The sequence below is a fragment of the Leptospiraceae bacterium genome (assembly GCA_025059995.1).
Taxonomy (GTDB): domain Bacteria; phylum Spirochaetota; class Leptospiria; order Leptospirales; family Leptonemataceae; genus SKYB61.
Map to the genome: position 1 here is coordinate 322,706 of JANXCF010000003.1, position 25,220 is coordinate 347,925.

General features: G+C 34.2%; 24 protein-coding genes. 7 read left to right on the forward strand and 17 right to left on the reverse strand.

Annotated elements, in window-relative coordinates; translation table 11 throughout:
* Window positions 1-67 precede the first annotated feature (67 nt).
* The 3 genes from NZ853_06075 to NZ853_06085 form a co-directional block, all read right to left on the reverse strand.
* Window positions 68-439 carry a response regulator gene (locus NZ853_06075; protein ID MCS7205246.1) on the reverse strand — a complete coding sequence of 124 codons (372 nt, stop codon included), beginning with the start codon at window positions 437-439 and terminating at the stop codon, window positions 68-70.
* A 4-nt stretch (window positions 440-443) separates the two neighbouring features.
* Window positions 444-1,550, reverse strand: coding sequence for a 3-isopropylmalate dehydrogenase (gene leuB / locus NZ853_06080; GenBank protein MCS7205247.1), 1,107 nt, complete (start codon window positions 1,548-1,550; stop codon window positions 444-446).
* 89 nt (window positions 1,551-1,639) lie between these two features.
* A complete protein-coding gene (locus tag NZ853_06085) occupies window positions 1,640-2,137 on the reverse strand; it encodes a hypothetical protein (protein MCS7205248.1) in 498 nt (165 codons plus the stop codon).
* 141 nt (window positions 2,138-2,278) lie between these two features.
* Here NZ853_06085 and eno point away from each other — a divergent pair, with 141 nt between their 5' ends.
* From eno to NZ853_06100, 3 genes are read left to right on the forward strand one after another with little or no spacing between them, the layout of a single operon-like run.
* On the forward strand, window positions 2,279-3,586 hold the full coding sequence (gene eno, locus NZ853_06090; protein MCS7205249.1) for a phosphopyruvate hydratase: 1,308 nt from the start codon (window positions 2,279-2,281) through the stop codon (window positions 3,584-3,586).
* Between the two features lie 9 nt (window positions 3,587-3,595).
* The gene (locus NZ853_06095) at window positions 3,596-3,988 is read left to right on the forward strand and encodes a bZIP transcription factor (GenBank protein ID MCS7205250.1); all 393 of its coding nucleotides are present in this window, start codon (window positions 3,596-3,598) and stop codon (window positions 3,986-3,988) included.
* Between the two features lie 44 nt (window positions 3,989-4,032).
* A complete protein-coding gene (locus NZ853_06100) occupies window positions 4,033-4,623 on the forward strand; it encodes an ATP-dependent Clp protease proteolytic subunit (protein ID MCS7205251.1) in 591 nt (196 codons plus the stop codon).
* On the opposite strand, the gene rpoD is transcribed toward NZ853_06100, so the two are convergent.
* From rpoD to rpsU, 3 genes are read right to left on the reverse strand one after another with little or no spacing between them, the layout of a single operon-like run.
* Window positions 4,620-6,377 (reverse strand): RNA polymerase sigma factor RpoD, encoded by a 1,758-nt coding sequence (gene rpoD, locus NZ853_06105; protein ID MCS7205252.1) that lies wholly within the window; start codon window positions 6,375-6,377, stop codon window positions 4,620-4,622. The two genes, NZ853_06100 and rpoD, sit on opposite strands and share 4 nt — an antisense overlap.
* Before the next feature lie 26 nt (window positions 6,378-6,403).
* Window positions 6,404-8,293: a DNA primase gene (gene dnaG / locus NZ853_06110; GenBank protein ID MCS7205253.1), complete on the reverse strand. Its 1,890-nt coding sequence runs from the start codon at window positions 8,291-8,293 to the stop codon at window positions 6,404-6,406.
* Window positions 8,294-8,329: 36 nt separating this feature from the next.
* Window positions 8,330-8,545, reverse strand: a complete 216-nt coding sequence (gene rpsU / locus NZ853_06115; protein MCS7205254.1) for a 30S ribosomal protein S21 — start codon at window positions 8,543-8,545, stop codon at window positions 8,330-8,332.
* Window positions 8,546-8,715: 170 nt separating this feature from the next.
* Between rpsU and NZ853_06120 the strand changes: the two genes are divergently transcribed.
* A complete protein-coding gene (locus NZ853_06120; GenBank protein ID MCS7205255.1) occupies window positions 8,716-8,931 on the forward strand; it encodes a hypothetical protein in 216 nt (71 codons plus the stop codon).
* Window positions 8,932-8,947: 16 nt separating this feature from the next.
* Here NZ853_06120 and NZ853_06125 read toward each other — a convergent pair whose 3' ends face one another.
* A complete protein-coding gene (locus NZ853_06125) occupies window positions 8,948-9,919 on the reverse strand; it encodes a hypothetical protein (protein MCS7205256.1) in 972 nt (323 codons plus the stop codon).
* A gap of 171 nt (window positions 9,920-10,090) precedes the next feature.
* Window positions 10,091-10,240, reverse strand: a complete 150-nt coding sequence (locus NZ853_06130; protein MCS7205257.1) for a hypothetical protein — start codon at window positions 10,238-10,240, stop codon at window positions 10,091-10,093.
* A gap of 397 nt (window positions 10,241-10,637) precedes the next feature.
* On the opposite strand from NZ853_06130, the gene dnaE reads away from it, so the two are divergent.
* A complete protein-coding gene (dnaE, locus tag NZ853_06135) occupies window positions 10,638-14,186 on the forward strand; it encodes a DNA polymerase III subunit alpha (GenBank protein MCS7205258.1) in 3,549 nt (1,182 codons plus the stop codon).
* Here the strand turns inward: dnaE and NZ853_06140 are convergent, their stop codons facing one another.
* The gene (locus tag NZ853_06140) at window positions 14,187-14,834 is read right to left on the reverse strand and encodes a hypothetical protein (protein MCS7205259.1); all 648 of its coding nucleotides are present in this window, start codon (window positions 14,832-14,834) and stop codon (window positions 14,187-14,189) included.
* Between the two features lie 35 nt (window positions 14,835-14,869).
* Window positions 14,870-15,775 (reverse strand): sigma-70 family RNA polymerase sigma factor, encoded by a 906-nt coding sequence (locus NZ853_06145; GenBank protein MCS7205260.1) that lies wholly within the window; start codon window positions 15,773-15,775, stop codon window positions 14,870-14,872.
* Window positions 15,776-15,868: 93 nt separating this feature from the next.
* On the opposite strand from NZ853_06145, the gene NZ853_06150 reads away from it, so the two are divergent.
* Window positions 15,869-16,801 carry a M23 family metallopeptidase gene (locus NZ853_06150; protein ID MCS7205261.1) on the forward strand — a complete coding sequence of 311 codons (933 nt, stop codon included), beginning with the start codon at window positions 15,869-15,871 and terminating at the stop codon, window positions 16,799-16,801.
* Here NZ853_06150 and hisG read toward each other — a convergent pair whose 3' ends face one another.
* Genes hisG through pheA form a run of 6 tightly spaced genes read right to left on the reverse strand, consistent with a single transcriptional unit; the run spans window position 16,802 to window position 22,702 of the window.
* Window positions 16,802-17,434, reverse strand: a complete 633-nt coding sequence (gene hisG, locus NZ853_06155) for an ATP phosphoribosyltransferase (GenBank protein MCS7205262.1) — start codon at window positions 17,432-17,434, stop codon at window positions 16,802-16,804.
* Complete coding sequence (locus NZ853_06160) at window positions 17,435-18,184, reverse strand: tetratricopeptide repeat protein (protein MCS7205263.1); 750 nt, start codon at window positions 18,182-18,184, stop codon at window positions 17,435-17,437.
* A 1-nt stretch (window position 18,185) separates the two neighbouring features.
* A complete protein-coding gene (locus tag NZ853_06165) occupies window positions 18,186-19,886 on the reverse strand; it encodes a S1 RNA-binding domain-containing protein (GenBank protein ID MCS7205264.1) in 1,701 nt (566 codons plus the stop codon).
* A gap of 53 nt (window positions 19,887-19,939) precedes the next feature.
* Window positions 19,940-20,662 (reverse strand): (d)CMP kinase, encoded by a 723-nt coding sequence (cmk, locus tag NZ853_06170; protein MCS7205265.1) that lies wholly within the window; start codon window positions 20,660-20,662, stop codon window positions 19,940-19,942.
* The gene (locus tag NZ853_06175; protein ID MCS7205266.1) at window positions 20,646-21,575 is read right to left on the reverse strand and encodes a prephenate dehydrogenase/arogenate dehydrogenase family protein; all 930 of its coding nucleotides are present in this window, start codon (window positions 21,573-21,575) and stop codon (window positions 20,646-20,648) included. Before NZ853_06175 ends, cmk begins: the two co-directional genes overlap by 17 nt.
* Before the next feature lie 2 nt (window positions 21,576-21,577).
* On the reverse strand, window positions 21,578-22,702 hold the full coding sequence (gene pheA, locus NZ853_06180) for a prephenate dehydratase (GenBank protein MCS7205267.1): 1,125 nt from the start codon (window positions 22,700-22,702) through the stop codon (window positions 21,578-21,580).
* Window positions 22,703-22,758: 56 nt separating this feature from the next.
* Between pheA and NZ853_06185 the strand changes: the two genes are divergently transcribed.
* Complete coding sequence (locus NZ853_06185; protein ID MCS7205268.1) at window positions 22,759-23,454, forward strand: hypothetical protein; 696 nt, start codon at window positions 22,759-22,761, stop codon at window positions 23,452-23,454.
* A 15-nt stretch (window positions 23,455-23,469) separates the two neighbouring features.
* On the opposite strand, the gene NZ853_06190 is transcribed toward NZ853_06185, so the two are convergent.
* Entirely contained in the window at window positions 23,470-25,113 is a 1,644-nt protein-coding gene (locus NZ853_06190) for a tetratricopeptide repeat protein (GenBank protein MCS7205269.1), read from the reverse strand.
* Window positions 25,114-25,220 lie beyond the last annotated feature (107 nt).

Below are 25,220 nucleotides of genomic sequence, written 5' to 3' on the forward strand. Positions count from 1 at the left end.
ATTTTCGTAGGCAACCAAAATGTGATTTCGAAAATGCTTCTTTGAGGCAAATCAAAACTTCAAATAATCAAAGCTTTTTTAATAAATTTTGCATTTTGATTTTTAATTGTTCAAGTTTGATAGGTTTCACAATGTAATCTTTGGCTCCAATCGAAGCAAGATAACGTATTAGTGGTATTGAGTTTTCAATCGAAATAAAGATTACAGGAATACTGGGTCTTATATTGAGGATTTCATGAAATAAAACAAAACCATCAACTTTTTTCAAAACAATATCTAAAATGACCACATCCACTTCGTTAGAGTGAAATCGAAACCATTCTAGAAATTCATTACCATCTTGGAATTCTTTTATAATCTTAGAAAAATCTGTGTTGCAGGCAATTCGTAAATCTCTGAGGGTGATAGGTTCGTCTTCACAAACAACAATTCGTTTCATGGTATTATAGATATGAAAGAATTTTTTCCCCCATTTCTATTGTGGATAGATAATTTTCGTTTTGAAAAGCCAAATCCTTAGTGCGAGCACCATCTTGAAGAGCTCTTTCCACTGCATCCTCGATCTTTTTAGCAATCGAATCCAACCCAAAACTATATCTCAACATAAGAGCACCCGATAGGATTTGAGCAATAGGATTAGCGACTCCTTTTCCTGCGATATCAGGCGCAGAACCCCCTGCAGGTTCATATAACCCAAACGGATAACCTTGTGAATTTTGGATCACTGATAAAGATGCACTGGAAAGCATTCCCAAAGATCCCCCCAGAACCGAAGCCTCATCGGAAAGAATATCTCCAAACATATTACTACACAAGATCACATCAAAACGGGAGGGATTCAAAATAAGCTGCATTGCCGCATTGTCCACATACATATGTTCTAATTCAATCTTTTCGTTGTTTTCTTGATTATATCGATGGACATAGTTTGTTACAACTTCTCTCCAAAAAACCATAGTTGTTAGAACATTTGCTTTATCAATGCTTGTGATCTTCTTTCGACGTAGTTTTGCTGAATCTAATGCCACCTTGGTAATACGTTCAATCTCGTAGCGATGATAAATCATTGTGTCATAGGCTTTTTCTGTTTCTCCGAAACCTTCTCTTCCCTTTGGCTGACCAAAATACACATCACCCGTCAATTCCCGAACTACCAGTAGATCAACACCGTTTTGGATTCTTTCTTCTTTGATGGGAATGACTTTTTTCAATGCAGGGTAAAGCTTTACAGGTCTCAGATTTGCAAAAAGTTGAAAGTGCTTTCGTAATGGTAAAAGAGCTCCCCTTTCTGGTTGTAAATCCGGAGGTAGATTCTCCCACTTTGGACCACCAACGGAACCAAAAAAAATGGCATCAGAATCTTCGCATAACCTTAAGGTTTCTTTTGGTAGTGGATGACCTACGCTATCAATTGCAGCACCCCCAACTAATCCTGTAGTCCAAATGAATTCTTTGGATAGATCACCTAATGCTTTTTTGAGAACCTTCAGAGCTACTTCTACTACTTCGGGACCAATGCCATCACCTGCCAATACTGCAACTTTTTTCATATTGTAATTTTTTTTTAGAAAATCAAATCGTCAAACTTTAAAAACAACTATATATAAATTCAGTTTATAAATCTTCTTTATAAAATTTTTTAAATATAGTAGTTGTATTCTTCTTTTATCTTGGGACGTATTCGAAACATAAAACTTCGGTAATAATCATATGCTTCACAAAACTTGTTAATATCACTGAAGATATGTATCACTTCTCTTATGAAAATTAATTGATCTTCTACTTGAGAATTTTTGCTTTTGAGCTCTTTCAAAATCTTTCGGATTTTGGATAAAAAGATTTTTCTTCCTTCTCGGTCATAGCCATTCTTGTTGTATTTGTAAGGGGATAATTCTTTGATAAAGTTACTTGCATATTCCAGAAACAATTCTGGATCTTTTTCGATCTTCGATCTTTCATGATAAGAAAAAGTTAAAAGGTAAGCCCATATAATGGTAATTTTTGCAGCGATTTCTTTAGAATATCGATATTCTAAGCATTTTTGATAATAATCAGATTGAATACAAAAGTTAATAACATCATTCCAGCTTTCTAATGTAGAATTTAAGGCTTTGATATATACTTCATCATCAATCATTTGTAGTGTTAATAATAGAATTGTTCGTTTTTGCAAGAACATTTTCTGACTAAAAACCGAATTAATAAAAACTTAATTACAGAACGAATAAATGCAATGATATTTGCTTGACTTACTTATGCGAAAAGAGATTGGTCTTTTATGGAATATCGAAATGAACCAGTTATTAGCGAAATTTTCGCAAGAGAGATTTTAGACTCTCGTGGAAACCCTACAGTAGAAGTTGAAGTTCTATTGGACGATGGTATTTTGGGAAGAGCCGCCGTTCCCTCCGGTGCCTCCACAGGAGAAGGAGAAGCCTTGGAACTTAGAGACAAGGACTCCAAAAGATATTTAGGAAAGGGTGTTCAAAAAGCAATTCAAAACATCGAAGAAGTGATTGCCCCTAAAATTATTGATTTTTATAGTCCATACCGACAAAAAGAGATTGATCAACTCATGATCGAATTAGATGGGACAGAAAATAAGTCCAACTTGGGTGCTAACGCTATACTTGGAGTAAGTTTAGCTGTTGCCCATGCTGCTGCGAATAGTTTGAGTCTTCCTCTATACAGATACATTGGTGGTCCTTTGGCGGATACCATGCCTGTTCCCATGATGAACATTCTCAATGGAGGAGCACATGCTGATAATAACTTGGATTTTCAAGAGTTCATGATTATGCCCGTTGGGTTTTCTTCATTTCGAGAAGCTTTGAGAGCTGGAGCTGAAATTTTTCATCACCTCAAGCAAGTGTTAAAAGATAAAGGCTATTCCACGGCTGTTGGCGATGAAGGAGGGTTCGCTCCGAATTTGAATTCCAATGAAGAAGCCCTGCAAATCATCCTTAATGCTATTGAAAAAGCCGGCTACAAACCAGGAGAAGAAATCCTACTTGCATTAGATGTTGCTTCCTCAAGCTTTTATGATAAAAACAAAAAAACATATCATATAGAAGGCAAAGATGTGGGCACAGACGAAATGATTCGAATGTATGAGAATCTGGTTAACCGTTATCCAATTATTTCGATCGAAGATGGTTTGTCAGAATTTGATTGGGATGGCTGGAAGATTTTAAACAAAACCTTAGGGAAAAAAGTTCAGCTTGTTGGGGATGACCTTTTAGTCACAAATCCCAAAAGATTACAAAGAGCTATAGAAGAACAAGCATGTAATTCTATTCTCATCAAAGTCAACCAAATTGGAAGTCTCACAGAAACCTTACAAACCATTCGACTAGCCCAAAAGCATCAATTCACCTGTATCATCAGCCATCGGTCAGGAGAAACCGAAGATACAACCATAGCTCATATTGCCGTAGGAACAAGTGTAGGACAAATCAAAACAGGTTCTTTATCAAGAACTGACAGGGTTGCCAAATACAATGAACTCCTCAGAATTGAAGAAGATCTAGATACAGCTGCTGTCTATCTTGGAAAGAAGGTTTTTCATCACATCAACCTCACTTAAATTTTAAACATGTCTAAAAGGCTTGTATTGCCTTTGAGCTTTTTGACCTTTTTTCTTTTTTTGGTTTATCTTTTTATCTTTAGTTCCATAGGGTATTTTGCTTTCGAAAAGAAAAGAAATTCCATCTATCAATTAGAAAAACAAATCGAGGAACTCAAAAGAGAAAATCAGATTTTACAAGAAAAGCTCATCTTGAATGAGAACCAAAATCAAAAAGAATTCTATTTCTATATCATTAAGTTCGAAAACATAAACACAAACTCTTTTTCAGAAACTTCTGGGAAGTTCAATTCATACTTTTTCACATCTCAAGAAAATTTGTTTTTCTTTGCCTTTTTACTAATTGGCATTGCTGGGTATGTTTTTATTTTGCTAACGCTACTTCAAAAAGCTCAAAAGTAGAATTTATTTCTTTTCTTTCGTAATTAAGAAAAAAAAATCGTTATATGTATATCAATCATGATACTACATCCATATTTGAACACTTTGTTCCTATCAAAGCTGAAATTGAAAAAAACTTCATCAGTAAGCGGCAGATTTTCCTATGGGGTCCTATCGATGATCGTTCCGCACAGTATGTTGTGGAAAGGCTTTTATACTTAGATTCGATTGATCCTGGAAAAGACATTTATCTTTTTATCAATAGTCCAGGGGGAATTATCACCTCTGGGATGTGTATTTATGACACAATGCAGATGATCAAATCTGATGTAGCCACAGTTTGTATGGGACTTGCAGCGAGCATGGGAGCATTGCTTCTATGTGGAGGAACCATAGGCAAAAGGTATGCTTGGCCTCATAGTAAAATCATGATTCACCAACCCTTGATTTCAGGACAAATCATCGCTCCTGCTGTTGATTTAAAAATCCATGCCCAAGAAATCAAAAAGACCAGAGACGAACTCAACCGTATCATCGCTGAAAGAACAGGAAGAAACATAGAACAAGTCGAAAAAGATACGGATCGAGATTATTACATGAATGCCCAAGAGGCGTTAGAATATGGGATTATCGATAAGATTTGGAATGGGTTTTAATTTTCATCTAAGAAATCTTTTAGTTTCTTACTACGAGATGGATGTCTCAATCTTCTGAGAGCTTTGGCTTCAATCTGTCGTATCCTTTCTCTCGTAACTTGAAATACGTAACCAACTTCTTCTAATGTATGGATGTAACCATCTTCTAAGCCAAATCTCATTTTTAGGACCTTTTGTTCTCTTGCAGGTAAGGTATTTAAAACATTTCGAATTTGTTCTTGAAGCATTTTATTAGCTGCATGGCGTAGGGGTGACTCGGTTTTTTCATCTTGGATAAAGTTCACAAGTTTGGAGTCTTCCTCATCTCCAATGGGTGTTTCTAAGGAAATAGGATCTTTAGCAATGGTGTTTACAGCCTTTACTTTAGAAACAGGCCAACCTAAACGTTCTGCAATTTCTTCAACTGTAGGTTCTCGCCCATATTCTTGAAAGAAAATTCGAATCTCTTTATTCACTTTGTTGATTTGTTCTATCATGTGGATAGGAATACGTATAGCTCTTGCCTGTTCGGAAAGAGCTCTTGTGATAGCTTGACGTATCCACCACGTTGCATAAGTAGAAAACTTAAAGCCTTTTTTGTATTCAAACTTATCTACAGCTCGGATTAAACCTACATTTCCTTCTTGGATCAAATCATAAAAAGGTAAACCTCGATTTGTGTATTTTTTTGCGATCGATACAACAAGTCGCAAATTCGATTTAATCAACTCTTTCTTGGCTTGAGAAATTTCTCGTTCTCCTCTCACAATAGACTCTCCCCAATCTAAAATATCTTGGATAGAGCAACCGGCATCCTGCTCCATCCTTCTGAGTTTTCGTTCGTTGTTTCGGATGTCCTTGATGATTTCTCTGACCTCTTCAATAGAACACCCCATTTCTTTCTCTACTAAATCCAAATTTTCGTTTTTCTCGATGAAGCGATTATAAGCCTTGATTTGTTTTACGTCTTTGTTGTAGCGAGCTTTAAGATTGAGAAAATGTTTTTGTATCTCTTTGATACGATTCACCATTCCTTTAATTTTATTCGAAATACGATGGATTTCTTTTTGAGATACCCCTAATTCTTTCATTTTTTCATAGATTTTGTTTTGAGTGCTCGTTATGATACTTTGAAGTTCCTGCCATTTTTTAGATCCTTCTACTGTTTTTCGTAATTTTGCTCTTGCCTCTTGTAGTTTTTTATCTTCTTTCTTGACTATCTCCATTGTTTCGAAGAACTTTTTTTCTAAATCCTTGATTTGTTTTTCAGTTAAAGTATATGGTTTTTCTGTATAGATAACATCGGTGATCTTAATTTTTCCTGCCCGAACCTTTGGCATTAATTTTGAGAATTGTAGTCTTAAAATGGTTGAACGTAGAACTGTTTCTTCTATGATTTTTTCTCCATTTTCGATCCTCTTTGCTAAGAATACTTCTTTATCCCCAGAAATCAAAGATATCTGACCAATCTCTTTTAAATACTGCTTAATGGGATCATCTGAGGAATCATCATTTTTTTTCTTTTTCTTTTTTTCTGTTTCTTCTGTGATTTTCCGAAATTCTTCGTCAATATCTTGTTCTTCGTTATTATTGTAGCTGTATTCTTCAACTATACGTATCCCTAAATCATGAAGAATACCAAAAACCTCTTCTATTTTTTCGGAATTGACAATTTTTTCTGGAAGTAATTCATTAATTTCATCAAAAGTGATTTCCCCGTTGGTTTTACCAATTTTGATAATTTGTTTCATTTCTTGAAGTTCCATTAAGTTCATGGTTCCGACCTCGTTTTTGATGGTTTTTAGGTTGCTTTAAGCGTATTGAGTAAAATTTTTTTCTCTCGTATTAATTCATTAATTTCATAATAAAGTTGAGCTTTCAAATCAGGTTCTACTAATCTTAAACGCTCTTGTTTTTCTTGGATTTGTTGGTTGATTTTTTCCAACCGGTGTTTCGTAATCAACTCCCTTAAGATGTTTTCCATATCTTCATCGGATAGAATGTCTTTTGGATAAAGGTGGGAGCTCTGAATTTTGCTTTTTTGTTCGAGTAAATAGGGAGCAAAAATCCGTTGAACGTCCTGTGGGAGGTAAGAAAAGATGACTTTCGGGTCAATTTCTTCTCCTGAAATAACAGTTCTTTCATGTAAAATATTCCACAGAAAAAAAGAAGCCTCATCTTCAAATTCAATGGCTTGGATTTGATTCGAAAAAGTTTTGACCATTTTTGGAAATTTAAGAAGTGTTCCAATTATATCTCTTTCTATAAAAAAGAGTATATTTTTTTTTTGGTCAATCTCTGGGTGAACTTTTTTTTGCTGTGTTTGAGAAAAAAATTTCGTTTTATCTTGGTTAGTGTGTTTTAAGAAGTTTAAACCCGTGATAAACTGCAATTCTTCCTTCAAGAATTGTTGGAGGATATCGTGATGGATGTGAGAGTAAATTTCTTCAAATCGAGAAAGCACACTTTGTTTTTCTGAAAGAGTCAAGTTCTTGTAATATCTTTGTAATTGTTGATTTGAAAAGATTTTTTGGAGTTCCCTCTGCCAAATCTCTATATCATTCTCAAAAACAGGAAAAAGTCTATTAACACCCTCCGAAGACACTAAAACCGAAAACAATAAAAACTGAAATCCTGATATCTGAAATTCCTTCCAAAAAGACGGAATCCAGTAGAGTTCTTGGTTTAGGATTTTGACAGATAAATCAAAAGGATCCATTCCTTCGGGTAGTAAAATTACATGAGTTTTTTCGATGTCATCTTGGAATAAAAAAAGAGTCTTTAAAACAGCATTTCTTCCACTGACATCTCCATCCATCATAATCACAACATTTTTTGTATATCGATGAAGAAGCCTTTTATGATTTTCTGTAAAAGCAGTCCCCAAAGGAGCTACGACATTTTCCAGATCGACCTGATGGAGTCCTAAAACATCCAAATACCCTTCCGTGATGAGAACCTCGTTTCTTCGCTTTATGGACTCAATGGCGAAACTCAACCCAAACAAAGTAGAACCTTTGTGAAAGATGGCTGATTCTGGGGAATTAAGGTATTTTGGTTTTGAATCATCAATCACCCTACCCCCAAAACCGACTACTTGATTCGTTGTGTTGGAAATGGGAAAGATCACTCTATTCCGAAAAAAATCATAAAATTGATTCCATTCATTTTTTTTGATCAAACCCAAAGATAGAAGTCCCTGTGTTTCTTCAGGGAAGAGATGAAGTAAAAACTGACTTGTATTGGGTGCCGCTCCTAATTGAAACTTTGTGATCGTGCTATCCAAAATTCCACGTTGATGGAGGTAATCTCGATAGGGTTTTCCTTCTTCAGAAAGCAAAAACTTATGATACTCAAAAGAAACTTTTTCCATGAGTTTGATAGATTGATTTTCTTGGGTTATTTCCTTTTCTGTAAAAGGAATCCCCGCATATTCACACAAAATTTGCAGAGCTTCTTTGAAAGAAACCTGCTCTTTTTCCATCACAAAGGTGATTAAGTTCCCACCCTTACCACATCCAAAACAATAAAAAATCCCTTTTTCTGGTGTAATTGTGAAAGAAGGAGTTTTTTCTCTATGGAAAGGACATAATCCTACTAAGTATCTACCTTGCTTTTTCAAAGAAACGAATCGACCTACATAACTTTCAATAGGAATCGCAGTCAAAAGCTTTTCTTTTAAATCATACATAGAAAGAAAATTTGATGCGGGAAAATGATGAGAATTTTATTTCGAATTTGATTTCTTTTTTAGTAGCATCATTAGTTTTTTTCGTCTCTTTCGTTCGGCAGTTTCTCTTTTTCTTTTACGGATTTCGGAAGGTTTTTCATAAAACTCCCTTTTTTTGATTTCACTTTGAATCCCAGCATTCACGCATTCTTTTTTGAATCTTCTCAGAGCTGAGTCGATACTTTCTCCTTCTTTTAAATAAATTCCAATCATAGCTTCTCCTAAAAGATGTTAGAAGTTCAAAGGCTTTATTTTTGTCAAGCCATTTTTAAGTTTTTTATAAATGAATTCAAAACATTCTCTTTACCAAAAAAATCATCATAAAAATCCATTTTGTTCCGTAGATTATACTACCAATCACTTCCAAAGGTAGGAGGATTTCCTTGAAGTTATCTCAAAGAAAATTCGAAAAGCAGCTAATTCGATTCATTGATTTCAGAGGGATTGACATATCAGTTCAATTGGAAGATGGAAGCATCGTAAATCTCAACAAAAACAGAAAGTTCGAAAAAGGCTATATCATAAACATCACAAAAACAGGCGAAGAAAAGATCCCTATAAAATCCATTAAAAAAGCAGAGTTTTATATCTTAGAATAACAAGCTTATATGCTTGTTATTTTTCTTTTAAGATTAGTTCTAGTAGTTCTACTTCGTTGATGCTTAAGATATTTTTGTTTAGTAAATCAGCTATGATGATTTCTTGAGTATCAGCTTCTTCATTCTTGATGGTTAAATATACTTCGTTTAGAATTTTATCTCGTTTCTGTCTAACTGAAAGATTCGAGTCGCTTTGAATTTCTTCGATATGTTTACCTAATGTTTTTTCAATCATAAAAGCTGTTTCTAAACTTTTTAGTTTCGAGCTGAACTCTACTGAAAATTCTTTTGATAGTTCTTCAATGTTAATGTAATTTCGAATTAAAGAAAAAAACTTCAAATTTATCATTTCTGAAACCAAAACATGGATGAACTCTTTCTTTTCTGTAAAAATAAACTTAAGCACTTGGAATCTAATTTCATCCAGTGCAAATATCATCAGTATCGGAATGATAATGGGTTTTTTTTCAGTGATAACATTCATGAGTTTCCATAACTCACCTTCTTCTAAATTCAATAGATATCGAAATCTCAAAGTGGTGGTTTTTTGAGCTTGTTGATGATAGAGAAATCTCAATGAATCTTGGATTTCTCTGTAGTTTCTTTTTATCAAGAAGTTTTGATTTTTAGAAAAATCCAATTCCTCAAACAGTTGGGTTATTTTTTCTATATCCTCTAAAACTCCTGAGTTTTTAAAGGTTCCCAACAAAAGTAAACGAACTTCTTCTTCTACTAAATAAAGAACAGAATTTTTTGTTAACTTATGGATGAGTTCTTTTGAGGTTTTCTGATCTGTCATATTCAAAAGATAAATCAAAATACCGCTATATTTTTCTGAAAACTTTTCCAAGACTTCATCCTCTAAATCCAAAAAGACCTTTATGGTTTGTTTGAGCTTCAAAAAGTTTAGATTTTCAAATAGCTTATCTACTCTCTCATAGATAGAGCCTATTTTACCTGTATTAGAAATTAAATGATAATTATTCATTTAGGGAAAAGCATAGATAGAGTATGCTTTCTTTACAAGCCTTTTTTACTTCATTTTTAAAGACAATGATTATTCTATCACGTTGATTTCGTTTTCTTTTTTTTGATCAAAATGACCTTTTGTTTTTTTCGAGTTTGTTTATGAGTTCGTCGGTATCATGATAAAGTTTCATTAAGTCATTTTCGTGTTCGTTTCAAGCTGAAGCCCATAGGTGATGGTTCCAAAAGAAGCATTTTCGTATTCATCCGAGGTGAGGTATTTTTTGATTTGCTCAAGAGCTTCTTTTTTGTTGTCCGAGAAACTACTTTTGACTTCAATCACCTAACCATCGAGGCTATATCCGCCATTCCGGTACAAACACCTTCATGAGTGAGTTTTTGTTTGATACTTATTTTTTTGAATAACTCCTTACCAACAAGTTTCTCAAGAAGTTGCCGTAGGGCATCTCGAATTTCAGCTTCGTTTTTTTGAGTCTGAGCACTCTTGATTTTTTGTATATATTCTTAAACATCGCTTAAATAATTCATAATGATGTTTTCCATTTTTTGCTTTATTTATAATTTCTTTATACTTTCAAATCAAAAATTAATTTTTCTCACAGTGAAAAACTCAGAAAAAACATACACAAAATTCTCGATTTGTCGATTCTTTGATATATAATAATTAAAAAATTTGATATATTCTCTTTTAATGACAAGATTTTTTTAGTTTGATTCCTATGAAGAAAAAGAAACTCAATTTTACCCATCTGCATCTTCACACGACTTTTAGTCTCTTGGATGGTGCTATTCGTATCAAAGACTTAATGGAGTATCTAAACCAACATGAGATGGATTCGGTTGCAATAACCGATCACGGAAACATGTATGGTGTGATTCAATTCTATCAAGAAGCCGTAAAACACAACATCAAACCCATCATCGGCAATGAATTTTACGTAGCTCCGGGGAAAAGAACCGAAAAAAAGTTCGTAGAAAACTTGGCTGATGGAAATAACTTTCATTTAGTTTTATTAGCACAAAACCTAAAGGGCTACAAAAACCTCATCAAACTCACATCCCGTTCTTTTACCGAAGGGTTTTATCGAAAACCCCGAATTGATTATGAACTCTTAGAAGAATATAGTGAAGGATTGATTTGTCTTACGGCTTGTCTGGGAGGTGAGGTCCAAAGCAAAATTCTTTCTGGAAGATTCCACGAAGCCGAAGCTCTTGCCAAAAGACTCAAAGACATTTTCGGAAAAGATCGATTCTATCTCGAAATCCAAAATCACGGACTCAAAGAAGAAGAGATTGTTGCCAAAGGAAACATAGAAATTTCCAAAAAATGGGATATCCCTTTAGTGCTCACAAATGATGCCCACTTTCTGACGCAAAAAGATCACGAAATCCAAGACATATTATTGAGAATCAATCAAAAGAAAACCATTGATGAACCTTTGGAATTTGGATTTAATCAAGAATTCTACGTAAAAACACCAGAAGAAATGTTCCAGGTATTTCCTGAAATCCCCGAAGCCTTCTACAACACCCAAAAAATCAAAGAGATGGTTGATTTGTCGTTCGAATTTGGAAACCCTTTACTTCCTAAGTTTGATGTTCCAAAAGGCTATACCACAAATAGCTATTTACGAAAACTTGCTGAAGAAGGGCTCAAACGAAGATATAAAGTGATCACAAAAGAAATTCAAGAACGCTTTGAGTTCGAATACAAAGTCATCACAGAAATGGATTTTGCTAGTTATTTTCTGATTGTTCAGGATTTCATCAACTGGGCAAAAAGTCAAAACATCCCCGTTGGACCGGGACGTGGTTCCGCCGCTGGTTCACTGATTGCCTATTGCTTAGGAATCACAGAAATTGATCCCATTCGTTATAATTTGCTATTTGAAAGATTTTTGAACTTAGAAAGAAAAGAAATGCCTGATATCGACGTTGATTTTTGTATGGAACGAAGAGAAGAAGTCATCAACTACGTAAAGCAAAAATACGGAGAAGAAAACGTAGCTCAGATCATCACATACGGAAACATGGCAGCGAAAGCCTGCATCAAAGATGTTGCCAGAGTTTTGAAAATGCCCTTTGCGGAAGCTAATCTCTATTCTCAAGCTATCCCCAATACCCCAAAAATTACCATCGAAGAAGCCTACGAGGAATCACTGGAATTTCAAAGATATGTAAATAAAAGTGAACTCCACAAAAAGGTTTTTGAGATCGCAAAAAAGTTAGAAGGAAACTCACGTCAAACGGGTGTGCATGCCGCCGGAGTAGTGATAGCTCCCGAACCTCTGGAGAATATCGTTCCTCTTGCCACAGTTGCCAACCCCAAAGACAAATCTTCCCAAAGGATTTTGGTGACACAGTTTGACATGAACGTTCTTTCTGAAATTGGTTTAGTCAAAATGGATTTTCTGGGCCTTAGGAATTTAACCGTCATTCACAACACTCTAAAAAGAATCCAAAAAAGAAGGGGGATTCAGATTGATATTAACAACATCCCATTGGATGATAAAAAAACCTATCAACTTTTACAATCGGGAAAAGTCAAAGGCATCTTTCAATTAGAGTCTTCTCCGGGTATGAGGGATTTTGTGGTTCGAATGCAGCCAGAGGTATTTGAAGACCTGATTGCTTTGATTGCCATGTATCGTCCGGGACCACTTCAAACGGGCATGGCAGATATGTACATCAACCGTAAAAAAGGCTTAGAAAAAGTAGAATACCCTCATCCCGACTTAGAAGGAATCCTAAAAGAAACCTACGGTGTGATTTTGTACCAAGAACAAGTGATGCAAATTGCTCAAAAGATTGGGGGCTTCAGCAAAGGTCAATCCGATACCCTCAGAAAAGCCATGGGGAAAAAGATCGAATCCAAAATGCAAGAAATGAAAGTTCTCTTTATTGAAGGAGCGGTTCAAAGAGGATATGACTCAAAATTCGCAGAAGAATTATATAACCAGATGTCTGAGTTTGCAAAGTATGGGTTTAATAAATCTCATTCTGCTGCATATGCCATGATTGTTTACCAAACTGCCTATCTAAAAGCCAATTACACCATTGAATTTCTCACTGAAGTTCTCAACAGCGAAATTCACAAAACAGAAAAATTAACTCCTTATTTTTACGAATCCAAAGAATTGAATATCAAAATAGAAAAACCAGATATTAATAAGTCCTTTGAACTTTTTGAAATCGAAAACGAAAACACCATACGCTATGGATTAAGCGCCATCAAAAATGTTGGAGATAATGTGGTTTCCAACATTTTGGAAGTTCGAAATCGAATCAAACAATTTCGAAGTTTCACAGAGTTTTTACAAGAAATCAATCTCAAAACAATCAACAAAAGAGCTCTGGAGTCATTGATTTATGCCGGTTGTTTCGACAATTTAGGTTACACCCGAAAAGGCTTGATTGAGTCCTTGGAATATTTAATAGAGAAAGTGAAAAAAAACAAAGAACCCTACCAAGAAAGTCAAGGGGTTTTGTTTCTTTCTCTTGGGACCACAAATTTACTCATGAAACATGGTTTTTATCATAATAATACTGAAGCACTGGAATATAAGATTTCTAAAGAAGAATTTCAACAAGATGAATTCTTCAAAAAAGAAAAAGAAGTCTTAGGGATTTATTTTTCAGGACATCCTTTGGATAAATATCAATACTTGATACGACATCTAAAAATTACTCCCATTGAAAAGCTATACACAGAAAATAAAACTTCGGAGTTTGAATTGTGCGGTGTGATTCAGGATTTAGAAATCAAAAGCAGTAGGAACAAAAAAGAATATGCTCGGTTTCAGCTTTTAGATTGGACTGGTCAAGTTCAATGTTTAGTTTTTTCGAACTTGATTGAAAGCAATAGAAACCTCCTACAGGAGGATCAAATCGTATGGGTGAAAGGAAGGGCAGACGTTGACGAAGAAACCCAAAACATAACGATTTTAGTAGATGAAATAAAAGCTCTCACCGAAGAACTCTTGGAAGAAAAAGCAGAACAATCCCTACACATAAAAATACAAAGAGAAGTCTTTCAAGAAGATAGCTTTGTTCAACTATGGGAATTATTCAATAAACATATCAAAAATCACAAAGGAAAAGCCCAGATTTACTTTCATATTATAGAAAATGGTAGCACCCAAACTGTGATCAAAGCTCACAGCACTTTTTCAATTTCAGTGAATGATGAACTTATCAAAGAACTAAAAAAAATCGAAGGAATCAAAGGTATTTATCACACTATTGGAACCACCATCAAAGCTTTGTGATCACTGAATATCAAAGTGTAAAACCTGATGGTAAGTACTAAGAATTTCAAGGCTATAATTTCCTTTTGATAAATTATCTAAGTTGATTCTCTCTTTTTCTTTAGTGATGCTGATTTGCTTTTGGCTAATGATTTCTTCATCACGATACAGCTTGATGGTGAGAGCTCCATAGACATGATAAAAATAAATACTTAACAAAACTTCTGATTGTTGAGGAATAAACGAATATTCTACCAGAGATTCATTTTGATTATCTCTTAATACGACTTTATAACTTTTCCCCAATCCATTAGCACGATAATTTGGTATGGGAATCAACTCCACAGGTAAGCTTAAACTCGAGGAAAGAATTTCTATAGAGTTTTCTAATAGTTTTAGAGAAATTCGATTTTTCGCTTTTTCTTCTTGTCTTTGGAGTTGTTTTTGATAGAATTCTTTTACTTGATAAGCATAGAAATCCGGTAGTGGCAACCGCTCATCAGAGTTAATCATCCTATGAATGGCTTGATAAATATCCATAAGTTCCCATAATTCTTTGGCACTCAGCTGATTGATTTGCTTTTTGATTTCTTTTAATTTTTCTTCGTTATTGCTGTTGAGAATTTCATCTACTAACTTTATGATGTAGTAAAATTCCTTTTTTCCCATACACTGCTCCTTCTGCTAATTTGACGTATCTATTTTTAAATCAGTAAAAATTTTTTTAATTCCTGAGACTGCCGAATTTTTTCGTTGGCTTTTTTGAAATGTTGACTTACCGTTGGCACACTAATTTTCAGAAATTGAGCAATCTTGTGGAATGGTACTCTGATCAAGAGTTCTCTCTTTTGAAACCTTTCTAATACTTTTATGCGATTTAAACTCCATTCTTTGAGTTTTTCTTTGATTTCTTTTAATTCATAGCTATCTTCTTCATGTTTCATCAATTCACTTTCTTTTCGTTTTAAATCCAAATATTTCTTATGCATTCTTTGAAGCCGTTCTATCTTTTCAGTTAGTCTTTGGTTTTTTTTGACCAAATAATCTTTTGTTTTAGAAATAAAACTTAATATTTCAAAATTTTCTTTTCCGTAAACTTCCTTCAGGATTTCTATGTCTTTGGGTTCAAGATTAAGATAAAAAAGATACACTAACTTAAAGACTATTCGTGATTGGGGTTCTAAATTATCGAGTTCTTTGTAAAAAATGTCTATTGCATAACCTTCATCTTCTTGCATATTAAAGGAAAATTCTTTACTAAATTGTTCAAATGGAATATACTCAAGATTTTTAAATTTTTTATGATACCTAAACCAATCCATCACTAAATTTCGAAGAACACTATAAAACCAAGTCCGAAAAGAAGCATTTCCTCGATAGGTTTTAAAACGCTTCCCATCCCTCAATCGTTCAAAAGCAAAAAGAAAAAAATCTCCCGCATCTTCCTCAGAAAAATGAAAAGCTCTAATGGGAAAATTATAAATTTCAATGCTATAAATTTCAAAAAAGCGTTGCAGAGCTCCCCAGTCTTGTGATTTACAGCGTTCTATTAATTCCTCAAACTCTTGGGTTTGTTCAAATTGCTTTAATTCAATTCTATCACGACTCACTTTTCATAAAAAAAACAGGAAAGCTCATAAAAGTCAAATTCTATTTCAAAATAAAAAACTTTACAAGAAGGTTCGGAAGGTTTCTTGGGGTTTATGAGAAATAGGTTGTTGCTTTTTTTTCTTATTTTTCTTGTTTTTTTGGGTCCTTTGATAGGTAGCCCAAGTTTTCAATTTCAATGGCCGATACAACCCCAAAAACAAAAACATGTTATTACTTCTACATTTGGTGAATCTCGAATGGATCATTTTCATAATGGCATGGATATATCCGGAGAAGATTTACCCGTTCTACCAATAACCGATGGAAAAATACTTTATTTCGAACACTCGAGGATGTTTCCCTCTTCGAAAAGATTTTTATCTGGCACGGGAGAACAAATCTGGTTAGAACATGAACATGGTATTTGGAGTGGTTATTATCATTTGAAAGAAATCTACTTTCCTACTGATAATTTTACTTTTCGAAGGTTTGATGTTCTGGGAATTTCAGGCAACACAGGAAAATCCTCTTCTGCCCACTTGCACTTTTTTATCACAGAAGAATACGGGAAAAAAATCATCAACCCCCTACTCAGGCTACCTCCAGAAGAAGATACCACAACTCCTGTAATTGAACACATCGCCTTCATCATCATCAAAGATGAAAAAGAAGAAATTTCAATCATCTTGCCCGAAAAAAAAGCAAACATCAAGCTTACACTACCTCGTCCTATTTATTTAAAAGTTTATGATGCCAATAATGTTCCCAAAACAAAACGAATTCCATACCGAATTGAATGGACCTTTCAAAATCAAAAATCTCAAGAAAGTTCATTCTATCAATTTGATTTTATTGAAAATCATCCTAAGGGATATTTACTAAATGGCAACCTCTCTTTTGAGGAAGTATTTTACAAAAACTATGTAAAGCTAAAGACCTTTCCTTATGAGGAAGGAGAAAACCTACTAACCATTAAGGCAATCGACAAAAACAACAACACTACAGAAAAAAAATTTCTTCTTTGGATAAAAAAAGAATATGAATGACTAAACATGAAGTTTTCGAAAAGAGGCAAATAAGTTCTGAAAAGCCTCAAACTGATTATAAAAACTACCTTTGTTTATGATAAAAATAGCTTGGGATTCCATGAGGGTTTCGATTTCTTTGAGTTGATTTTCTTTTAAGGTTTTCCCTGTGCTGACCAAATCTACAATGCCATCAGAAATTTTTAAAATAGGAGCTACTTCAATAGAACCATGGAGCTTGATGATCTCCACACTCATACCCTTTTGGAAAAAAAAATCTTTCGTCAAGTTTGGATACTTCGTTGCTATTCGGATGTAAATTTTTCTCCAAAAATCAGAAGTAGATAAACCCTCAGGGATTGCTAAGGACAAGCGACAAAATCCAAAAGGCAAATCAAGATAATAAAAAACATCATACTGATTTTCAAACAACAAATCCCTTCCGCAAACACCAGCGTCCGCACCCCCATGAAGAACCATTAACGGCACATCTTGATTTCTCACCATCATAAACTGTATTGTGTGAGTTACATCAAAAAAAATTAACTCCCGATTTTGAGGAAGTTCCACATCAAAGTTAAGATTTTTTTTGAAAAATTCTATCGTATCTTCTAGCATTCTACCAGAGGGAATAGCAATACGTAGAGGTTTCATTTAAGGTTCTGAATTAATCAAAAAGAAAAGGGTCAATTCGGATTGGATTTTGGAAATTTCAGGATGATTTTGAATATCGAGCTGATAAACTTTTTTAGATATCCTACGGGCATCTTCTTTTTTTCCCAAATGATAAAGTAATCGAACTTGAGTGAATAATACATAAGCTTTTAGGTATTCATTTGGAATTTCATATTTTAAAATTTCTTCTATGTTGGATAGAGCTCTACTATATTTCTTTTGATTCTCAAAATGGATTGCAGCATTTAAATAGGCATATTGTTTCAATTCAGGATATTCCAATAGTTTTGCCAACTCTTCGTATTGAATGGCTACGTTTTCGTAATCCCGTTGTTCTTGGTAGAGCTCTATTTTTTTAATGATGGCTCGTTTTTGAGCTGATTTGTTTTGAAATTCTTTTTGATAATTTTCTAATTTGTTGATAGCTGTTCCAATGTCACTTGCTCCTGCTTGAAAAATGGGACTTTTCAAGAGTTCTTCGAAAGCCAGCAAAGAACGTTTTTCTAAATTTTCAGTATAAACGTGATAAAATACAATCCCAACGAAAACCACAAGAACAAAAGAAAGGATACCTAAAGACAACTTTAGGTTCTTTCGAAAATAGTAGAAAAGCTTTGCAAGGTAAAGTTCTAATTTTGAACCTTGAAAATCAGCAAATGGATCATAGATTTCTTTTTGTATTGTTTGGGATTTTTCCGAGGTTTTTTTCCTTATGAAGCTTTTACCCATTTTAATTCAATTCATCTTTAAGAATGGCACCTAAAGTGTAAGTCTCTTGATCTTCTTTATTGTTGTATTGCTTAACAATTTCTTTTGCTTTTTTTCGTTCATAATCTTTGATAGAAAGAGATATTTTTTCTTTTACTGGGTCAATTTTGAGTAATACTGCTTGGATCTCATCTCCGATTTTGTATTTGTCTTCGATTTTTTCGTTCTTTTTGAGAGGGATTTTGGACTTATGGACTAAACCTTCATATCCGTCACCAATATCCACAAAAATTCCAAAGTCAGAAATACTTGTAATTTTCCCTTTTAAGACTTCACCTTTAGGATACTTTTGTGCTAACTTCTCGAAAGGACTTGGTTCTAATTGTTTGATTCCACAAGATATTTTTCTATTCTCTGGATCAATCGAAAGAATCTTAAACTTGACAACATCTCCTTTTTTGAGCATATTCTTATCTGGTTCTTTATCCCAACTATAATCTTTTACTCGAATTAAGCCTTCGATATCGTCGAAGATTTTTACGAACGCTCCATACTTCACGATACCTGTTATCTTTCCTTCCCGAATTTCCCCTACTTTGAGTATTTCTGTGATTTTATTCCATGGATTTTCCGTTGCTTCTTTGTAGCTCAAAGAAATTCGTTTCTTTTCGGGATCGATGGCTAATATTTTTGCTTCTACTTCCATTCCTTTTTTGAAATACTTCCTTGGATTGACCTTTTTCTTGGACCATGAAATCTCAGAATTATGAATAAGTCCTTCCAAACCCTCTCGAATTTCTAAAAATGCTCCATACACTTTGATGTCAGTAATTACCCCAGAAACGATGCTTCCGACTGTGAGTTCTCGTTTCGCCCACTCCCATGGATCTTCTGTTAATTGTTTAATTCCTAAAGAAATCTTATTTTCTTCTGGATTTATGGATAATATTTTTGCTTTGATTCGATCCCCTTTACGGTAGTTCTTTCTGAATGGATAATCACTCTTCCAGCTAATGTCATTTTGATGGATAAACCCATCCAAATCCTCTACTCTAATGAACATTCCATATGAGATGATTTTAGTGATAGTTCCTTCAACAATATCCCCTTCTTTGTATTTACTTAAAAACTTTTCCCACTTTTCTTGGTTGATATCCTCTTGGATTTTCTTTCTCGATATAATACCTGTTTTTCTTTCTTCATCAATTTTAAGGATTTTGAAATCGATTTGATCTCCTATGTTGACTTTAGGAATCTTGTTTCTTATTTTGATGCCTATTTCGGATTTTGGCAAGTATAGTTTGATACCATTGATGGCTACAATAAATCCTTTCTTGTTTTTGTGTTCTTCGATTATTTTTCCACTCAAAGGCAAATTGTTTTTGTTGGCTTCTCTGATACGATTCCATGCTTCTCGTTTTGCTGCTTCTAATCGAGAAACCACAGAGTTTCCTTCTATTCCTCCACTTTTTATTACTACTACTTTAATTTTCTGACCAATTGTAGGTTTTTCTTCAAACTCTTCCAATGGACAAATACCTTCTAGCTTTTGACCAATGTCCAAAAATACTTCAGTATCACTAATATCCAAAACCTTCGCCTCAATCATATCCCCTTTATTGAAACGAGAAATATCAAACTGCTCATCCAAGAAGGCCTCTTCTAAGAGCTTCTCAAATTCATCTTTTTCTTGCTTAACCTCATCAAAAGGAGTAGTTGTCATAATATACCCTTGATATTTTATTCAATGATTGCTGGATTTCTTCACCTACTTTTTCAAAATTGCTTTTGCAAGCAACTTAAAATAATACTCAATACCATATTTATTGTAAGATTAGACGTGTCAATAAGGATAGCATCATGAGGAATCCTTAAAGCGCCAAATTTTCGGCTTTGATCTTGATGGTCTCGTAGTGCAATTTCATTTTTAATTTTTTCTAAATCCATATTGAGAACCATCCCTTTTGCTTTTGCATATTGGTGGTATTCTTGATATCTTCGTTGTGCTCGTATTTCTACACTTGCATCCAAGTAAAACTTAAATTTCGCTTCGGGAAAGACTTCCGTTCCCATGTCCCTTCCATCGACTACAACCAAATAAGAACTACCAAGAGAACGAAGGATTTGATTTACTTGACTTCGATAACGAACATCATCTGCGATAAATTTTATCCGTTGGGTTAGATTATATGTGCGCAATTCTTCTTGAAGTTTTTTTTCCTTGTAATAAATAACTTGTTGATGGTTTTCGATCATCACTTGTAGGGGAAACTCATGGGGATGTGGCTGTAGTTCCAAAAATTTGCGTTCGAAGATCTCTATCGATTCCTGCTCGCCGATTTTATCAATCACTGCATAAGTAAAAGCTCTATAAATTGCTCCCGAGTCCAAATGAAGATAGCCAATTTTCTCAGCCAATCGCTTTGCAATGGTGCTTTTTCCTGAACCAGCAGGTCCATCCAAAGTGATGACTTTTTCTAGTTTATTGGGAATTCCCATAAAGAGTGTCTCGATAGATTTTTGCTTTTGTTTGCCATTCCCACCACCAATCCTTCCATTCGTCATTTTCAAAAATCGAAATCAAATACTCGAGTTCTTTTTGATAATCTTTTAAAGTTTGAAGGATATTTTGTTTGTTGGTTGAAATTATATCAAACCACATTTTGGGGTTGGAACCTGCAATCCTCAACATATCCCTTAATCCACCACCCAAAATTGGGATAGGAGATTCTTGATTCCATCTTGTAATGATTTTGTTTCTTCCGATGATGGTTGATAAAACACTCGACAAAATATGGGGTGCATGACTCAAATAAGATAAAACGTAATCATGAGTTTCTGCATCCATCAGAAATACTTTCATTCGTAATTCCTGCCAAAAAGAAGAAACTGCTTCTTGATCTTTGGGATTTCTATCCTCTTGATGGTTTTGAGACAATCGATTGATAATAATACATAATTTGTTTTCGAAAAGATTTTTCACATATCCTTCAGGTCCAGAGTGCTCCGAACCACAGATGGGATGTGCTCCCACAAAACGCAAAGGAAACGAAGACTCCAGTTGCCTTGCTTTATTTTCTATTTGAATTCTTGTCGAACCCATATCTGTGATCAAACCTGAAAACCGAATTTCTTCTAACTTTTCCAACAAATCCAAAGTATCCAAAACGGGTAAACCAATAATAAGAAAATCCACTTCTTTCAACCGAGAAAAAATTTCTGCTTCCTCAGAAAGCCAGACTTCATCCGCAAGTTGATTTTCCAAAATCCAAGTTTTACTCTTTTCATTACGAACAACTCCAATAATTCTCCCCTTAAAAGAAGGATGATTCTTCAATGCATATGCCAAAGAAGTCCCCATCATTCCCATGCCGTAGATGATAACATTTCGAAAAGAAGTTAACACACTCATAACTAATAGTTCAAATTTGCTTTCGGATATGAACCTAAAACTTTCAAAAAAGAAGATTTTTTCTCAATGATTTTCAATATTTTCTGGATTTTTTTTTCGTTTTTATGCCCATCGAAATCAATAAAGAAATTATATTCTCCATAGATACGTTTGGTTCTTCGAGACTCAATCTTAGTCAAATTCACATTTGATTTATAAAATGGTTCTAATATCGAATATAGACTTCCTGGTTTGTCATGAACTCCTACAATAATAGAAGTTTTATCATGATTTGTGATTTCATTTTCTTCTTTATTGGACAGCACCCAAAAGCGAGTAATGTTATTAGGAAAATCATGAATGTTTCTTGCAATGATCTTTAATTGATAGATCTCTGCAGCTAATTCACTCCCTATGGCTACTCCATCTTTTCTTGTTGCTGCCAGTTCTGTTGCTGCTGCAGTGCTTTGGGTTTCAACAATTTCTACCTTTTTTAAATCAAGATTCTGAGAAAGCCAATTCATACACTGTTCTTTGGCAATCCCAATTGTATAAATTTTTCTTATCTTGTTCAAAGGAATATCGTAAGGTGCTAAAAGATTCTGAGAAACTTTTACGTATATCTCTGCATAGATTGTTACTGTGGAATTGACGATCTCATCTAAGGTATTACTCACCGACCCACCAATGGTGTTTTCTACAGGAACAACCCCATATCGTATCCTTTCTCCTAATTCCACTTCACGAAAAATTTCTCGTATGGTTTGGTATGGAACCACAGAGATCGAAGAACCAAAGCGCTTCTGCACAGCTAAATGAGAAAAAGAACCAGGTGGTCCTAAATATCCTACTGAGAATTCCTCTTCCATTTTGATGGTTCCCGACATGAGCTCTCGATAGATTGCCAACAACGCCTCTAAAGGGAAAGGTTCTTTGTCTACTTTAGCTTTGTAATAATCATAGTAAATATTCTTTATGTTTTCATAAATTTTTAATTCACGGGTGGGTTTATAGATGGATTGTTGACTTTGTTTTTTGAGTTTTCCTATTAAAGAAGCGATCTCGGCTCTTTTTAGGATTAAGTGGACAATTTCTTTGTCAATTTTATCGATTTCTTTACGATATTTATCAATTTCTTGTTCTTGCATTCGAATGGAACAAATTCTTGTTTTCTTTTTGCTTTTACAATTCTTTTTTAACTTTCATGATGAAGTTAGCCGTTTTGGCTTTGCTATTCACTCTCTTACTTACCCAGAGCGTCATGGGCAATGAAACTTGTATTCTTTATAGTATTTATGATCAAGCCAAAGGTACTTGGACTGATGAACATGATTGTAATCAGCAAATCCTTTCAAAGAAGTATTCTTCGGGTTCCCTATTTAAAATCTTTCTTGTGAGTGCAGGGTATCATTATCAAAAAATTCAACCTAATCAATTCAAACAAATCCAAACATACATGGCGGAATCCAATAACGATTATTTTGTTGAATTAGTAAAAAGCATTACCCACGAAAAATTAATACTTTACTTTAACCAGCATCTCAACAACTATCTCAAAAGAAAAGTCAGCAGTAGAAACTTCCCGAGTCCTTTTAGTTTTTTACATGGTGGAGATCTAAAATTCAAACCCCAAGAAATTATGGAATGGTTCAAAGAACTATATTTAAGCAAAAAAGAAGATTTCTCTTTTGCAAAAAGAACCCTTTTTAGAAAAGAAGCTTCTTTAGAATTTTATGGCAAAAGTGGGACCTGGGACGGTGCCGCTTGGTTTTGTGGCTTCACGCCAGAGGGAATAGTCATATGCAGTCTAACAGAATACCCGAAACCCCATTGGCAAAAAGCGAAAGAATTAAGCTATCAAAATTTTATCAATCAGTTAGAAAAAATTAAAATCCCATAGAAACTAATCACATTACTAAGTAATTGGAGAAAGCTTCCTAATCACACTCAATGCTCGATAAGAACGATTCTTTTTCTTACGATCAAAACCTTCATAAACTTGAAACTCAAACTCATACCCTTCCATGGCATCGAAATTCATCGTTGGTCCTGGAATGAAAACCTGATCTTGAGTTTCTGTTTCGGCAATATAGTATTTTTTTTCAGGATCAACATATTTGATTTTCGCTTTGATTTTAGTGATGACTTCTGATTCTTTTTCCTTCATCACTTTTGGGATAAAATACAGTTCTTTGTTTCTCCAACGTTTTCTTTCAAAAGATCGATAAGTAAATAGTCTCAAACCAATGACAATGTCGTTTATGTTTTCAGCCAAGCCTTCGACTTCGGATGCCGGTATGGGGATACGTTTATGAGCAGAAGAATAGAAAAATCCTCTTTCTCGTTTTTGTTGATCCCTTGTCCAAACCCCAACCACCAAAGGAAATTCCTCTGGATTAAATTGATAAACTTTTTCAATTTTTTTAACTATTCCGAAATAGTTTTTCCTACGAAGGGCTCTGATATCAACTTTCTGACCTTTTTGAAGCTTTTCTAATTCTGGATGTTGTGCCCAATCTCCTAAGTAGATAATTCCATTTTCTACAAAAGCCGTCTTTCGTTTTGTGGGATTTACATCCACCACTATACCATGCACCAAATCCAAGAAACTATAATCAGGTTCAATATCCTTCGAGAGTTCTTCGTAAAAGGATTGAGGTAGTTCTTCTGGTGCATTTGCTACAAATTTCTCATGTTTTTTTAGTTCTTCCACTTCTTCTTTTGTTGGAAGTTTTCTGATTTCTAAAAGTTTTGTGATATATTTCAATTCCGAACTGCCTTCTTGGTACTTTTGTGCATCAAAAAGAGACTTTGCCAGTTCAATACGAAACTTTATGGTCAAATACGGGTCTTTTGGAGTAATCACTGCTTTGCATAGGTATTGGATCGATTTTTGGACATCTATCTTCTGATAGGCTATCCCCAAATAACCCCATAAATGCCAATCATTTTTCATGGCAGTTAATTTTTGTAGGATTGGGATAGCCTTATCATTTTGTTTGAGCTCTATTAAAATCCTTGCTCGAAAGTAAGGGAGATTCAAATTATCAGGAAATTTTACTTCGGCTTGTTCAAGCCAATTCAAAGTGAATTCTAAAGCTTCTATTTCTTTTTTGTTTAAAGAATGATGAGCCAACGTGCTTGAAACTGATTCCACTAATGAATTGATTTGAACTCTTCCTTTTTTTCGCCGTAAAAAATCTTCATTTCGGAACAGGTCCTCAATCGTATGATTTTTTACGATATTATAGATTTGGAACAAAGCTGAGTTATCTCCTTTTTTGTAAAACCGTATCAAAACTTTTAAAAAATTCGAATAAAGAATATCAGGTGTAGGTATATTGAGCCGTAGGAATTCTTTAACTGCGATTTTATTCCATTTGTTGAGTTTTTTTTGTTTTCGTAGTGCTTGCTTTAATTTTTCGAACAAAACCCAACCTAAGGCTTTTTTGTTCCACTCATTATTAGGGTCTTTTTCTAAATATTCTCTTGCTACTTTTTCTGCTTCTTTGAGTTTTCCTTCTTTTCTTAGTTTAAATGCTGGATTGATATTAGCCATTACCTACCTCTTTACTTAGATTTTGATCAGTTATTTCTTATAGATTATTTATAGAAACTTAAAATTTTTCTTAACTATTATGTAAATACTTTTATAATCTCATGTCA

Excerpts from the sequence above, each read along its gene's own strand:
- NZ853_06075 (MCS7205246.1), bottom strand. The coding sequence starts at position 439 with ATGAAACGAATTGTTGTTTGTGAAGACGAACCTATCACCCTCAGAGAT.
- leuB (MCS7205247.1), bottom strand. The coding sequence starts at position 1,550 with ATGAAAAAAGTTGCAGTATTGGCAGGTGATGGCATTGGTCCCGAAGTA.
- NZ853_06085 (MCS7205248.1), bottom strand. The coding sequence starts at position 2,137 with ATGATTGATGATGAAGTATATATCAAAGCCTTAAATTCTACATTAGAA.
- eno (MCS7205249.1), top strand. The coding sequence starts at position 2,279 with ATGGAATATCGAAATGAACCAGTTATTAGCGAAATTTTCGCAAGAGAG.
- NZ853_06095 (MCS7205250.1), top strand. The coding sequence starts at position 3,596 with ATGTCTAAAAGGCTTGTATTGCCTTTGAGCTTTTTGACCTTTTTTCTT.
- NZ853_06100 (MCS7205251.1), top strand. The coding sequence starts at position 4,033 with ATGTATATCAATCATGATACTACATCCATATTTGAACACTTTGTTCCT.
- rpoD (MCS7205252.1), bottom strand. The coding sequence starts at position 6,377 with ATGAACTTAATGGAACTTCAAGAAATGAAACAAATTATCAAAATTGGT.
- dnaG (MCS7205253.1), bottom strand. The coding sequence starts at position 8,293 with ATGTATGATTTAAAAGAAAAGCTTTTGACTGCGATTCCTATTGAAAGT.
- rpsU (MCS7205254.1), bottom strand. The coding sequence starts at position 8,545 with ATGATTGGAATTTATTTAAAAGAAGGAGAAAGTATCGACTCAGCTCTG.
- NZ853_06125 (MCS7205256.1), bottom strand. The coding sequence starts at position 9,919 with ATGAATAATTATCATTTAATTTCTAATACAGGTAAAATAGGCTCTATC.
- dnaE (MCS7205258.1), top strand. The coding sequence starts at position 10,638 with ATGAAGAAAAAGAAACTCAATTTTACCCATCTGCATCTTCACACGACT.
- NZ853_06140 (MCS7205259.1), bottom strand. The coding sequence starts at position 14,834 with ATGGGAAAAAAGGAATTTTACTACATCATAAAGTTAGTAGATGAAATT.
- NZ853_06150 (MCS7205261.1), top strand. The coding sequence starts at position 15,869 with ATGAGAAATAGGTTGTTGCTTTTTTTTCTTATTTTTCTTGTTTTTTTG.
- hisG (MCS7205262.1), bottom strand. The coding sequence starts at position 17,434 with ATGAAACCTCTACGTATTGCTATTCCCTCTGGTAGAATGCTAGAAGAT.
- NZ853_06160 (MCS7205263.1), bottom strand. The coding sequence starts at position 18,184 with ATGGGTAAAAGCTTCATAAGGAAAAAAACCTCGGAAAAATCCCAAACA.
- NZ853_06165 (MCS7205264.1), bottom strand. The coding sequence starts at position 19,886 with ATGACAACTACTCCTTTTGATGAGGTTAAGCAAGAAAAAGATGAATTT.
- cmk (MCS7205265.1), bottom strand. The coding sequence starts at position 20,662 with ATGGGAATTCCCAATAAACTAGAAAAAGTCATCACTTTGGATGGACCT.
- NZ853_06175 (MCS7205266.1), bottom strand. The coding sequence starts at position 21,575 with ATGAGTGTGTTAACTTCTTTTCGAAATGTTATCATCTACGGCATGGGA.
- pheA (MCS7205267.1), bottom strand. The coding sequence starts at position 22,702 with ATGCAAGAACAAGAAATTGATAAATATCGTAAAGAAATCGATAAAATT.
- NZ853_06185 (MCS7205268.1), top strand. The coding sequence starts at position 22,759 with ATGATGAAGTTAGCCGTTTTGGCTTTGCTATTCACTCTCTTACTTACC.
- NZ853_06190 (MCS7205269.1), bottom strand. The coding sequence starts at position 25,113 with ATGGCTAATATCAATCCAGCATTTAAACTAAGAAAAGAAGGAAAACTC.